14 protein-coding genes are annotated in these 11,838 nt (G+C 77.2%); 6 read left to right on the top strand and 8 right to left on the bottom strand.

Annotation, left to right across the window (positions count from 1 at the left end; all coding sequences use genetic code 11):
- Window positions 1-66: 66 nt before the first annotated feature.
- From ACI798_RS17735 to ACI798_RS17725, 3 genes are all read right to left on the bottom strand, one after another.
- Entirely contained in the window at window positions 67-543 is a 477-nt protein-coding gene (locus ACI798_RS17735; RefSeq protein WP_457048546.1) for a hypothetical protein, read from the bottom strand.
- A gap of 108 nt (window positions 544-651) precedes the next feature.
- Window positions 652-1,038, bottom strand: coding sequence for an MmcQ/YjbR family DNA-binding protein (locus tag ACI798_RS17730; protein WP_456941393.1), 387 nt, complete (start codon window positions 1,036-1,038; stop codon window positions 652-654).
- Window positions 1,039-1,062: 24 nt separating this feature from the next.
- Entirely contained in the window at window positions 1,063-1,323 is a 261-nt protein-coding gene (locus ACI798_RS17725) for a hypothetical protein (protein WP_456941394.1), read from the bottom strand.
- Between the two features lie 118 nt (window positions 1,324-1,441).
- Between ACI798_RS17725 and ACI798_RS17720 the strand changes: the two genes are divergently transcribed.
- The 4 genes from ACI798_RS17720 to ACI798_RS17705 all read left to right on the top strand — a co-directional run bounded on the left by ACI798_RS17720 (window position 1,442) and on the right by ACI798_RS17705 (window position 6,092).
- Complete coding sequence (locus ACI798_RS17720; RefSeq protein WP_457048545.1) at window positions 1,442-2,251, top strand: MBL fold metallo-hydrolase; 810 nt, start codon at window positions 1,442-1,444, stop codon at window positions 2,249-2,251.
- Window positions 2,248-2,889, top strand: a complete 642-nt coding sequence (locus ACI798_RS17715) for a DedA family protein (RefSeq protein WP_457048544.1) — start codon at window positions 2,248-2,250, stop codon at window positions 2,887-2,889. The genes ACI798_RS17720 and ACI798_RS17715 overlap by 4 nt, the downstream gene beginning before the upstream one ends.
- Window positions 2,886-5,042, top strand: a complete 2,157-nt coding sequence (locus ACI798_RS17710; RefSeq protein WP_457048543.1) for a phage holin family protein — start codon at window positions 2,886-2,888, stop codon at window positions 5,040-5,042. The genes ACI798_RS17715 and ACI798_RS17710 overlap by 4 nt, the downstream gene beginning before the upstream one ends.
- A gap of 81 nt (window positions 5,043-5,123) precedes the next feature.
- Window positions 5,124-6,092 (top strand): glucosyl-3-phosphoglycerate synthase, encoded by a 969-nt coding sequence (locus ACI798_RS17705; RefSeq protein ID WP_456941398.1) that lies wholly within the window; start codon window positions 5,124-5,126, stop codon window positions 6,090-6,092.
- A gap of 11 nt (window positions 6,093-6,103) precedes the next feature.
- On the opposite strand, the gene ACI798_RS17700 is transcribed toward ACI798_RS17705, so the two are convergent.
- Window positions 6,104-7,216: an NDMA-dependent alcohol dehydrogenase gene (locus ACI798_RS17700; RefSeq protein ID WP_456941399.1), complete on the bottom strand. Its 1,113-nt coding sequence runs from the start codon at window positions 7,214-7,216 to the stop codon at window positions 6,104-6,106.
- 206 nt (window positions 7,217-7,422) lie between these two features.
- Here ACI798_RS17700 and ACI798_RS17695 point away from each other — a divergent pair, with 206 nt between their 5' ends.
- Window positions 7,423-8,109 (top strand): TetR family transcriptional regulator, encoded by a 687-nt coding sequence (locus ACI798_RS17695; protein ID WP_456941400.1) that lies wholly within the window; start codon window positions 7,423-7,425, stop codon window positions 8,107-8,109.
- A 28-nt stretch (window positions 8,110-8,137) separates the two neighbouring features.
- On the opposite strand, the gene ACI798_RS17690 is transcribed toward ACI798_RS17695, so the two are convergent.
- The 4 genes from ACI798_RS17690 to ACI798_RS17675 form a co-directional block, all read right to left on the bottom strand.
- Window positions 8,138-8,734 (bottom strand): TetR-like C-terminal domain-containing protein, encoded by a 597-nt coding sequence (locus tag ACI798_RS17690; RefSeq protein ID WP_457048542.1) that lies wholly within the window; start codon window positions 8,732-8,734, stop codon window positions 8,138-8,140.
- Window positions 8,735-8,851: 117 nt separating this feature from the next.
- Complete coding sequence (locus tag ACI798_RS17685) at window positions 8,852-9,184, bottom strand: hypothetical protein (protein ID WP_456941402.1); 333 nt, start codon at window positions 9,182-9,184, stop codon at window positions 8,852-8,854.
- An 11-nt stretch (window positions 9,185-9,195) separates the two neighbouring features.
- Window positions 9,196-10,086: a 1,4-dihydroxy-2-naphthoyl-CoA synthase gene (locus ACI798_RS17680; protein ID WP_456941403.1), complete on the bottom strand. Its 891-nt coding sequence runs from the start codon at window positions 10,084-10,086 to the stop codon at window positions 9,196-9,198.
- A 38-nt stretch (window positions 10,087-10,124) separates the two neighbouring features.
- Window positions 10,125-10,871 carry a hypothetical protein gene (locus ACI798_RS17675; RefSeq protein ID WP_456941404.1) on the bottom strand — a complete coding sequence of 249 codons (747 nt, stop codon included), beginning with the start codon at window positions 10,869-10,871 and terminating at the stop codon, window positions 10,125-10,127.
- 163 nt (window positions 10,872-11,034) lie between these two features.
- Here ACI798_RS17675 and ACI798_RS17670 point away from each other — a divergent pair, with 163 nt between their 5' ends.
- Window positions 11,035-11,838 carry an endonuclease/exonuclease/phosphatase family protein gene (locus tag ACI798_RS17670; protein ID WP_457048541.1) on the top strand — a complete coding sequence of 268 codons (804 nt, stop codon included), beginning with the start codon at window positions 11,035-11,037 and terminating at the stop codon, window positions 11,836-11,838.

Here is an 11,838-nt window from a genome sequence, read left to right as displayed (position 1 = left end):
CCGGCGCGATCCGGCGCGCGGAACGTCGCGGTACCGGTCGTGCCGGTACCGCGGCGTCCGCCGGGGTCAGCGCACGTGCACGAACTCGGTGTGGCTGAGCAGCAGGCCCTCCGGGCCGGGGGCGTCGGGGTCGGTCAGGCAGAACTGGACGTAGGCCTGCCCCCGGGCCAGCTCGCCGAAGCCCCACTCCAGGTGGTCGACGGTGAAGGTGCCCACGCGAGTGCGCCCGTCGCACGTGAACGAGTTGCCGTGGCTCTGGCTCCACGCCGCGGAGATGCCGCTGCTGCCCTCCTGCTCCAGGCGTGGGTCGGCCGTGCGGTCGGCGGTCTGCTTGACCGACACCCACAGGCCGAGGTCCTCACCCGCGGCGCAGCGGTAGCGGACCTGGACCTGCGCCACGGTGCGGTCACCGCGGTCGCCCTGGACGACGCCGACGACGTCGGCCTCGTAGGCGGGCCTGGGCGCCGCGGCGGCGGGGGCGGCGAGGGCGAGGACGGACGTCGCGGCGAGGGCGGTGCCGGCGACGAGGGGGCGCAGACGCACGGGATCTCCTGTGATCACGGGTTCGGGACGGCGGCGGAACATGCCAGACCCGGAACCGCCCGGCCAGGGGTCCGCGCGCGGCGCCGTACCGCCCGGTACCGGGAGGGGCTACCGCCCGGCGGGGAACTCGCGCGCCAGCCGGGCCGGCGCCCTCGCCAGCCACGCCTCGGTGACCAGCTCCCCGAGCTCGGCGACGTCGATCGCGTCCAGGCGCACCAGCACGGCGGCGTACCCGTCGAAGTGCGGCGTCGTCAGGTAGACGGCGGGGTCGTCGGCGACCAGCGCGTGCTTGACGCCCTCGTCGGCGACGGCGGCGCCGAGGACCGGGCCCTCCGGTGCGGCGTCCCCCAGGTGCTCGACGTCGGCGCGGCGCAGCGGGCGCTCCCAGACGAAGGCGCGGCCGCCGACCTCCCAGGACGGCCGGCCGTAGGAGGTGCCCTCCGTCGTCCCGGGCAGCGCGAGGGCCAGCCGCCGCACGTCCGCCCAGGTGGCCACGGACGCGACGCTAGCGCCCCCGGGTCACGCGGGGGCCGCGCCCGGCGCCCGCTGCCCGAGCGGCAGGGCCACGCCGCAGGCGGCCAGCCGCTCCCGCAGGCGGGCCGCCTCCTGCCGTCGCTGCTCGGCGCGCCGGCGCAGCACCACGACCTGCACCGGGTCGGTGGTGCGCTGGGCGCGCAGCTCCAGCACCGCCGCCGTCTCCAGGTGCAGCGCCATGCGCCGCAGCTCGCCGGACAGGTCCTGCGCCGGCCGTGGCAACCCCGGGGCCCCCGCTGAGGTCATGGGAGGCATGGTGGAACGCATCCGTCCCCGCCGCACCCGGAGCGGCGCGCCGGGCCCGCTGCCCCGGACGGGGAGCGGCGTCCCCGGGCCCGTCGGTGCCCGGGTCGATACTGGCCGCGTGGAGGGTCCCGGGCTGCACTGGATCGGCCACTCGACCGTCCGCGTCGAGCTGGCCGGGTCCACGGTGCTCACCGACCCGGTCCTCACCCGCTCCCTCGGCCCGCTGCGGCGGGTCGTCCCCCTCCCGTCCCCGGCCGCCTGGGCCGACGCCGACCTGGTCCTGGTCAGCCACCTGCACGCCGACCACCTGCACCTGCCCAGCCTGCGGCTGCTGGACGACGACGTGCGCGTGGTCGTGCCGCGCGGCGCCGGCGCGTGGCTGCGCTCGCGCGGCGTCCGCTGGGTGGACGAGCTCGCCCCCGGTGAGTCGTTGGTGCACCGCCGCCTGCGGGTCACCGCCGTCCCCGCGGTGCACAGCGGCCACCGCTGGGGCCCGCGTCTGAGGCACGGCCCGGAGACGGTCGCGGTCGGGCACCTGCTGGAGGGCGCCGGGTCCAGCGTCTACGCCTGCGGCGACACCGACCTGTTCGAGGGCATGACCCGCATCGGCGACCGCGGGGTCGACGTCGCGCTGGTGCCCGTGTGGGGCTGGGGTCCCACGCTCGGCCCGGGCCACCTCGACCCCGGGCGGGCCGCGGAGGCGGTGGCGCGCGTGCGCCCGCAGGTCGCGGTCCCGGTGCACTGGGGCACCCTGGCCGTCCGCGGCGGCACCACGCTCCCCGGCCTGGCCGGGCGCTACCGCCGGCTGCTGTCCGAGCCGCCGCTCGCCTTCGCGGAGGCGGTCGCCGCCCGCCGGCTGCCCACCACCGTCGTCGTCCCCGAGCCCGGCCGGCCGGTCGCGCTCCCCGCCGTGGCGGACGCGGCATGAGCACCGCCCTCGCCGCCGCCTGGACCGACGGGTCGCTGGGCTACCCGGTCCTGTTCGGCGGCGTGCTGCTCGGGTCGATCGTCCCGGTGGTGCCCACGGGGCCGCTGGTCGGCGCCGCCGCCGCGTTCGCGGTCACCGCGCACGAGCTCAACCTGGTCGCGGTGCTCGTCGTCGCCGCCCTCGGTGCCTGGCTCGGCGACGTCACCACCTTCGCCGTCTGCCGCTTCGGCGGGCCGGCCGCGGTGCGCTGGGTGGCGCGGGGGCAGCACGCCGACCGCATCGAGGAGGTCCGCGGGCAGTTCCGCCGGCACGGCTGGCAGATCATCGTGGCCGGGCGGCTGCTCCCCGCCGGGCGCATCCCCGTGCTGCTGGCCGCCGGCGCGCTGGCCTACCCGTGGCGGCGGCTGCTGCCCGCCTCGCTGCTGGCCGCGTCGCTGTGGGCGGTCGCCTACGCGCTGCTCGGCGTGGCCAGCGGCGGGATCTTCGACAGCCCGCTGATCGCCACCCTCGTGGCGACACTGCTGGTCCTCGTCGTCGGCGCGGTCCTCAACCTGGTCGGGTCCCGCCGCCGGCGGCACGCCGAGCCGGAGCGGCAGCCGGAGGACGAGGGCAGCCCGACGTCGTGCGGTCCGGCGTGACGCGCACTCCCCGGGCGGACCAGCACGGCCGGGTGCTCGGCCGCGGGCGCGCACCGGCCCGGGTGCTGCTCACCTGGGTGCTCGCCACGCTCGCCCTCGTCGTCCTCGACCGCTGGCTCGCCGGCTTCGCGATGCCCGCCTGGTGGCAGCCGCCGCTGACCGCGCTGCTGCTCGGCCTGCTCGCCGGCGTGGTCTGGCCGCTGGTCATGCGCGTGGCGCTGCCGCTGGCGCTGTTCACCCTCGGCCTGGGCAGCTTCCTGCTGCTGGGCGCGGGGGTGCTCGCGGTCTCCTTCGCGATCCCGGGCGTCGTGGTCACCGACCTGGGCACCGCCACCCTGGTCGTCGTCGCCATGGCGGCGGTGACGGCGGTGGTGAGCAGCGCGCTGGCGATCGACGAGGACGAGCTCTTCTTCCGCCGCGCCCGCCGCCGCGCCCCGCACGCCTCGGCGGCCGGGCCCCGCCCGCCGGGCGTGCTGTTCCTGCAGATCGACGGGCTGGGCGCCGACACCGTCCGGCGCGCGGTCCGCGACGGGTCGATGCCCACCCTGGCCGCGTGGCTGCGGTCGGGCAGCCACGCGCTCACCTCGTGGCACACCGACTGGAGCTCGCAGACCGGCGCCTCGGTCTGCGGCATCCTGCACGGCTCCAACCACGACGTCCTGGGGTTCCGCTACTACGAGAAGGACCGCGACCACGTCGTCGCGGTCTCCCACCCGACCGACGCCGCGGAGGTGGAGCGGCGGCACTCCGACGGCCGCGGCCTGCTGGCCGGCGGCGGCGCCAGCCGCGGCAACCTGTTCACCGGCGACGCCCCGCACGTCAGCCTGACCATGAGCGCGCTGCCGCTGGTGGTACCGCGGCGGTCGGGACGGCGGCGTGAGCGGGTGGGCGCCGGCTACTACGCGTACTTCGCCAACCCGGTGAACGCGCTGCGCACGCTCGGCGTCTCGCTGGCCGACGTCTACCGGGAGCTGTCCGCGGCCGCCCGGCAGCGCCGCGCCGACGTGCGGCCCCGGGTCAGCCGCGGCGGCATCTACCCGCTGGCCCGGCCGGGGACGACGGTCATCGCCCGCGACGTCGTCGTCGCGGCCGTCCTCGAGGACATGATGGCCGGCCGCCCGGCCGTCTACGCCGACTTCCTCGGCTACGACGAGGTCGCCCACCACAGCGGCGTCGAGCGCTTCGACACCCTCGAGGTGCTGCGCAGCATCGACCAGCAGGTGGGCCGGCTGGCCCGCGCCGGCGAGCTCGCCCCGCGGCGGTACCACGTGGTGCTGCTGTCCGACCACGGCCAGACCCAGGGCGAGGCCTTCGCGCAGCGGTTCGGCGAGACGATCGAGTCCTTCGTCGGCCGGCACTGCGGCGGCACGCCGGAGCCGGGGCGGCGCGGGGCCGAGCCGCGGGACAGCCGCCGCCCGGCCGAGGGCTGGCAGGTGACCAGCGCGCTGGCCGAGGTGGCGTCCGGGCCCGGGTTCATCGCCCGCCGGCTGCGGGAGCGGGTGGTGTCCGCCGGCGCCGGCGAGCACGCGCACGGGACGCCGTCCGGGCAGCCGGCCCGGGTCGCGCGGGTGGCGCCGGGCGTGGTGGTCGTCGTCTCCGGCCACACCGCCGGCGTCTCGTTCCCCGACCTGCCCGGCCGGGTGCCGCTGGAGGAGATCGAGCACCACTGGCCCGAGCTGCTGCCGGCGCTGGTCGACCACGACGGCGTGGGCTTCGTGCTGGTGCACTCCGAGGAGCACGGGCCGGTCGTCCTCGGCCGCGACGGCCTGCACCGGCTGGCCACCGGCGTCGTGGTCGGCGAGGACCCGCTGGCCGGCTACGGCGAGCACGCGCCCGCGCTGGTGGCGCGGGTGTCCACGTTCCCGCACTGCCCCGACGTCATGGTCAACAGCCGCTACGACCCGGACACCGACGAGGCCTCGCCGTTCGAGCCGCACGTCGGGTCGCACGGCGGGCTCGGCGGCCCGCAGCAGCGGGGCTTCCTCGCCCACCCCCGGGTCCTGACGCCGCCCGGCGAGATCGTCGGGGCCGAGCACCTGCACCGGGTGCTGCGCGGCTGGCTGACCGAGCTCGGTCACCCGGAGCCCGACGGCGCCGGCGCGCAGGTGGGGCCGGACAGCCCCGCGGCCCTGCGCGACCGCAGCCGCGTCTGACGGCGGAACGCCCGGCTACGGCCACGTGAACACCGGCCCGCCCCGTGGCGGCGCGCCGGGGGCCTCCTGGAGAGTGGGGCGATGCGACCCGACGCCGCCGCCTGGTTCTCCGGCCGCACCTCCGCCGTCCGCTCGATCGGGGACGTCGACGTCCTCGGCCTGCTGCGGGCCAAGCGCCGCGGCGGCCACCGGGTGAGCCTGGTCCTCCCCGCGCGCGACGAGGAGTCCACCGTCGGCGGGATCGTCGCCGGTCTGGTCGCGCACTGGGTCCGGCTGGTGCCGCTGGTCGACGAGGTGGTCGTCGTCGACTCCGACTCCACCGACCGCACCGCCGAGGTCGCCCGCGCCGCCGGGGCCGACGTCGTCGCGGCCGCGGACGTGCTGCCCGCGCACGGCAGCCGGCCGGGCAAGGGCGAGGCGCTGTGGAAGTCGCTCGCGGCCACCACCGGCGACCTGCTGGTCTTCCTCGACGCCGACCTGCTCGGCGACGTGGCGCACTACGTGCCGGGGCTGCTCGCGCCGCTGCTGACCGATCCGCAGGTCGGCTACGTCAAGGGCTGCTACGCCCGGCCGCTGGAGGTCGACGGCCGCATCACGCCCGCGGGCGGCGGCCGGGTCACCGAGCTCACCGCGCGCCCGTTGCTCAACGCCCTGTGGCCGGAGCTGGCGGGCTTCGTGCAGCCGCTGGGCGGGGAGTACGCCGGCCGGCGCGAGGCGCTGGAGCAGGTGCCCTTCGTCTCCGGCTACGGCGTGGAGGTGGGGCTGCTGGTCGACCTGCTCGGGCTGCTGGGCCTGCACGGGCTGGCGCAGGTCGACCTGGGCGTGCGCCGGCACACCTCGCAGGACCAGGAGGCGCTGGGCCGGATGGCCGGCCAGGTGGTCTCGACGGTGCTGGCCCGCAGCGGCCGGTCCGGCGCGGGCGGGCTGCTCACCCAGTTCCGCGCCGACGGCAGCGGCTTCCTGCCGGTCAGCACGCCGGTCGCCGTCGACGAGCGGCCGCCGATGGTGACCGTCCCCGGGTACCGGACCTCCCGCGCCGGGGCGGTCTGACACCCCGCCGCTCAGCCGTGGACCAGCAGGCCCCGGACCGTCTCGCCGGCCGCCTGGTCCCGGTAGCCCTGGTTCAGCTCGTCCAGGGTGTACCGCCGGGTGACCAGCCGGCCGAGCTCCAGCCGCCCCTCCTCGGCCATCCGCGCCAGCATCGGGATGTCGCGGAAGGGGTTGCACGAGCCGAACAGCGAGCCCTGCACGCGGTGCTCGAACACCGTGGTCATCTGCCCGTTGAGGTCCACGTGCCCCTCGCGGGGGTGGTCGGCCAGCGCCGTGAGCACCAGCGTGCCGCCCTTGCCCAGGCAGGCCGACGCCCCGGCCATCACCTCGGCCGACATCTTCCCGACGGTCACGACCACCACGTCGGCGCCCGTGCCCCGGGACAGCTCGCGGGCCAGCTGGGCGGCCTCGCGGGCGTCGGCCACGGTGTGCGTGGCCCCCAGCGACTCCGCGAACTCCCGCTTCATCGCCACCGGGTCGACGCCGATCACGTGCACCGCGCCGGCGTGCACCGCGCCCTGGACGGCGTTGACACCGACGCCGCCCAGCCCGACCACCACGACGACGTCGCCGGGGCGGGTGCCGCCGGAGTAGACCGCCGACCCCCAGCCGGTGGGCACGCTGCAGGCGAGCAGCGCCGCGGTGTCCAGCGGCAGGTGCGGGTCGATGCGCACGCAGGAGAACTCGCTGAGCACCGTGTGCCGGGCGAAGGCGCCGACGATGCAGAACCCGCCCAGCGGCTCGCCGTCCAGCCGGAAGGGATAGGTGCCGGTGGGCAGCTGCCCGATGGCGATGGTGGCGCCCGCGTCGCAGATGTTGGAGCGGCCGGTGGCGCAGTACCGGCAGTGCCCGCACGCGGGGAGGAAGCTCGTGACGACGTGGTCGCCGGGCGCGACGGAGGTGACGCCGGGCCCGACCGCCAGGACGACGCCGGAGCCCTCGTGGCCGCCGACGATCGGGTACCGCCCGCCGGGGTTGGAGTGCCGCAGGTGCTCGTCGGAGTGGCACAGCCCGGCGTAGGCCATCTCGACCAGGACCTCACCCGGGCCGGGGTCCACGACCTCGAGGTCGACGATCTCGTACTCGGTGCCCGCCCCGCGCAGCACCGCTCCCCGCGTCCTCACCGGTCCCCGGCCCTCCTCTGGCCCGGCACCCGCCCGCGCGGACGCCGTCGTCTCGGCGTCCAGCCAACCCCACGGTGCGACGGCGACCGACGGCGGGGTGGCACCCGGTGCCACCTGCGGCTGCGGCGGCCGGCGGCCCGCCCCGACCGGATGATGTCGTTCCGTTTCCACGAGACCAGCAACGCAGCGTTGCTACCCTTCGCACCGTGAGTGATCAGTCCCGCCGGGCCCAGAAGAAGGCCCTCACCCGCGCCCACGTGCGCGAGACGGCCCAGCGACTGTTCGCCGAGCGCGGCTTCGACGCCGTGACCATCGCCGACGTCGCCGCCGCGGCGGACGTCGCGGTGCAGACGGTCTTCAACCACTTCACGACCAAGGAGGAGCTCTACTGGGCCGACCGGACGCCGTGGGTGGACGGGCCGGCGGCCGCCGTGCGGGAGCGCCCCGCCGGGGTGTCCGCGCTGACCGCGCTGCGTGAGCACCTGGTCGCCTCGGTGGGGCGCTTCGTCGAGCGGCTGGCCGACCCGACCGGGCGCTGCACCGTCACCGACCTCGACCGCTCCCCGGCGCTGCAGGCCTCCGAGCGGGAACTGCACCACACCGCCGAGGCCCGGCTGCGCGAGGCCCTCATCGAGGCCTGGACCGGCCCCTGCCCCGAGCGCCCCGTCCCCGCCGACCCGCGGACGGCGGCCGCGGTGGTCGCCGCCACGTGGCTGGCGGTCACGCGCATCCTGGTCACCCAGCCGCGCTCGCCGATGCCGGCACCCGAGCAGGCGGCCGAGGTCGCCGCGGCCACGCGCGCGCTGGCCGAGCGGCTGCTCTCCGGCTACGAGGCGAACCTGGTGAGCTCCGCGCTGGCAGACGACACCACCCGCGCCCTGCGCGCCGTCTGACCCGCTCCCCGGTCGCCCGGGGCCGGCGTCAGCGGCGGGCGGGCTCCGCGGACGGGACCACGATCGGGAGCAGCACGTCGTCGACGACCTGCTCGACGCGGTCGGCGACCATCCCGCCGTCGCCGGCCGCGGTGAGCCGCTGCCACCAGAAGGCCTCGAGCACCGAGCGCAGCAGCGCCAGCCGTTCGGCCGGCACCTCCTCGCCCCGTGCGGCCCAGCGCTCGCCCAGCACCTCGACGACCTCGGTCAGCGGGCGTACCAGGGCGGCCTCGAGCCCGGCGCGCAGGTCCTCGTCGTGCCGGGCGGCACCGACGAGGCTGGCCACCGCCCGCTCCTCGCGGGACAGCGGCCGGCGCCAGGAGGCGACCAGGGCGACGAGGTCGGCGTGCATCGAGCCCTCGTCCTCGGGAGCGTGGACCAGGGTGAAGCGGCTGACCGCCGACCGTGCCAGCGCCGCCATCGACGGCCAGCGCCGGTAGATGCCGGCCTTTCCCGCGCGCGCCCGGGCCGCGACCCGGTCGCTGTTGAGCCGGCCCCAGCCCTCGTCGGCGAGGATGTCGACCGCAACGGCGACCAGTTGCTCGGACAGCTCGGCGCTCAGCGGGCGGCCGGGGGTGCCACTCACGAGCGAACTCGTTCGCACGACATCAGGTTGCGCACGGTCTCATCCTGACCTGTCAGTGGAGTGACCACAACGACCGGGGCCGTATCGTCACCCGACCGGTCCGCCGAGACCTCCGTCTCAGGCGCCCGCCGCGCCCTCGACGTGCACCTGGAGGGTGGCGCCGTCGTCGCTTCCCCAGCCCTGGTCGCGGGCCTGCTCGACCATCCGGTCCCAGCGCTCGCCCCAGTCGGCGACGTCGGCGTCGGGCTCGGCGGCGGCCCGCAGCGCGGCGGCGTCGAGCAGGCCGGTCCCGTCGTCCTGCAGCCGCCCGAGGCCCGCCTCGCGCAGCACCTCGTCGGCCTCCTCGTCGGTCACCTGACCCAGGGCCAGGTGCAGCCCGGTCAGGTCGTCGGTGTCGACGACCCGCACCTCGGGGCGCTCGTCGGCGCCGCCCACCACCTCGACGATCACGGGTCCTCCGTTCAGACGTGCCAGGGGAAGCGGGAGAAGTCGGGGTCGCGCTTCTCCAGGAAGGCGTCGCGGCCCTCGACGGCCTCCTCGGCCGTGTAGGCCAGCCGGGTCGTCTCCCCGGCGAACAACTGCTGGCCGACCAGGCCGTCGTCGATCAGGTTGAACGAGTACTTGAGCATCCGCTGCGCGGTCGGGCTCTTGGCCACGATCCGCCGGCCCCAGTCCAGCGCGGTGCGCTCCAGCTCGGCGTGCGGGACGACGCGGTTGACCATGCCCATGCGGTGCGCGTCCTCGGCGGAGTACTCCTCGCCGAGGAAGAAGACCTCGCGCGCGAACTTCTGGCCCACCTGGCGGGCGAGGTAGGCGGAGCCGAAGCCGCCGTCGAAGCTGCCGACGTCGGCGTCGGTCTGCTTGAACCGCGCGTGCTCGGCGCTGGCCAGCGTCAGGTCGCTGACGACGTGCAGGCTGTGCCCGCCGCCGGCGGCCCAGCCGGGGACGACGCAGACGACGACCTTCGGCATGAACCGGATCAGCCGCTGCGCCTCCAGCACGTGCAGCCGGCCGCTGCTGCGGCCCACCTCGTGCTCGTAGCCGTAACGCCCGCGCACCCGCTGGTCACCGCCGGAGCAGAACGCCCAGCCGCCGTCCTTCGGGCTCGGGCCGTTGCCGGTGAGCAGGACGCAGCCGACGTCGGTGGCCAGCCGGGCGTGCTCGAGCGCGGTGATGAGCTCGTCGACGGTCTGCGGGCGGAACGCGTTGCGCACCTCGGGCCGGTCGAAGGCGATCCGGACGACGCCGGCGTCGACGGCGCGGTGGTAGGTGATGTCGCCGAAGTCGAACCCGTCGACCGGCTGCCACGCGGCGCTGTCGAAGATCTCCGAGACGTCGTCGCGGGCGCTCATGACAGGAACCTATCCGCGCGCCCGGGACCGGGCAGCGGCTACCTGCCGCCGCCGAGGCCGAGTCCGCCGGTCACGCCGTCGACGGTGCTCTCCAGCGTCACGGTGGTCTGGTCGAGCACGCTCTCGACCGTCCCGGTGGTCTGTTCGACGACCTGGCCCACGGTGCCGGTGGTCTGCTCGACGACCTGGTCGAGCGGGCCTGGTGCGCTCGGAACGGCCGGAGGCGAGGGCTGTGGCGCCGGGGCCGGCGCGGGGGCTGCGGGGGCCGCGGGCGCCGTCGTGCCGGCGGACGGACCCGTCCCGCCCGACGAGCCGGAGCCGGCGGGGGCGCGGCCACCCGCGGGGGCGGCCGGGGCGGCGGGCGCCGGAGCAGCGGCGGGGACGGCGGGAGCGGGCGCGGCGGGCGCGGCGGCACCGGCCGTCGCGGCCGCGACCGAGCCGGCGATGCCGGTCAGCCCGGCCGGGGACGCGGGCCCGCCGGTGGCGCGCTGCGACGAGGAGGCCGTGGTCCCGAAGCCCGGGAAGAGGAAGCCGTCGGGGGTGCCGGGGACACCGAAGGACGGCGTCAGCCGGGCGTAGGTCGAGGGCTGCGCGACCGCGGGGTCGTCGGAGTAGACGCCCGTGCCGCCGTCGGCGGCCACCGCCCCGGAGGCGTCCGTGCCGGCCGTGGCCATCAACGGCGCGACCACGATCCCGGTGACGGCGAAGGACATGAGCACGCGCCAGCAGAAGCGCTGCCCCGCGGTCTCGGGCGCCGGCCCGGCCGCCGCCCGGTCCCCCGCCACGACGTCCTCCGTTGCGCGGTGCCGCGCGCCCATGGGTCGACCCCTCTCCGCCGAGGTGGTGAGACTGCTCTCACACCTTCGGTACAACGAGGTACCAGCCCCGCGGTTGCGCTGCCAGCCGAGTACTGCGCACGAGCGACGTGCCGCCGCTAGCGTCGGGCCCGTGCCCGACGGCGCCGCCCTGCGCGTGGGCACCCTCAACCTCGCCTCCGGCCGCGGTGCCGACGGCCGCACGCTGGCCCCCGCCGCGCTGGCCGCGGCGGTCGCCGGACTCGACGTCGACGTGCTCGCCGTGCAGGAGGTCGACGCCGGCCAGCCCCGCTCGGGCGGCACCGACCAGGCCGCGGTGCTCGCCGGTGCGCTGGCCGCGGTCGACTGGCGGCACGCGGCCACGCTCACCGGGACGCCGAGCCCGTTCCGCGGGACCTGGGCCGCCGCCGACCCACCCGCGCTGCGCGGGCCCGAGCACGCGGCGGACGGTCCGGCGTACGGCGTCGCGCTGCTGGCCCGCCGCCCGGTGCGGGACTGGGCGGTGCTCGGGCTCGGGTCCGGCCGCGCCCGGCTGCCGCTGCGGGCGCCGGACCCCGCCACCGGCCGGCCGCGGCTGTGGTGGGTGCCCGACGAGCCGCGGGTCGCCGTCGCCGCCTGCCTGGACGGGCTGACCGTGGTGGCCACCCACCTGTCGTTCTCGCCGCCGACGGCGGTGCGGCAGCTGCGGCGGCTGCGCCGCTGGGTGGCGTCCCTGCCGGGGCCGGTGGTCGTCGCCGGTGACCTCAACCTGCCCGGCGGGGTGCCGGCGCGGCTGCTCGGCGCGACCGCGCTCGTGCGGGAGGCGAGCTTCCCGGCGCACGGGCCGCGCCTGCAGCTGGACCACCTGCTCGCGCTGGGCGGGGTGACCGCCCGGGACGCCGCCGCCCGCCGGCTGGGCGTGGGCGACCACCGGGCGCTGACCGTGACGGTCGGCTGA

Source organism: Geodermatophilus sp. SYSU D01045, from assembly GCF_054050295.1.
This window is presented reverse-complemented; position numbering and strand designations above follow the sequence as displayed.

Excerpts from the sequence above, each read along its gene's own strand:
- ACI798_RS17725 (WP_456941394.1), bottom strand. The coding sequence starts at position 1,323 with ATGACCTCAGCGGGGGCCCCGGGGTTGCCACGGCCGGCGCAGGACCTG.
- ACI798_RS17715 (WP_457048544.1), top strand. The coding sequence starts at position 2,248 with ATGAGCACCGCCCTCGCCGCCGCCTGGACCGACGGGTCGCTGGGCTAC.
- ACI798_RS17705 (WP_456941398.1), top strand. The coding sequence starts at position 5,124 with ATGCGACCCGACGCCGCCGCCTGGTTCTCCGGCCGCACCTCCGCCGTC.
- ACI798_RS17680 (WP_456941403.1), bottom strand. The coding sequence starts at position 10,086 with ATGAGCGCCCGCGACGACGTCTCGGAGATCTTCGACAGCGCCGCGTGG.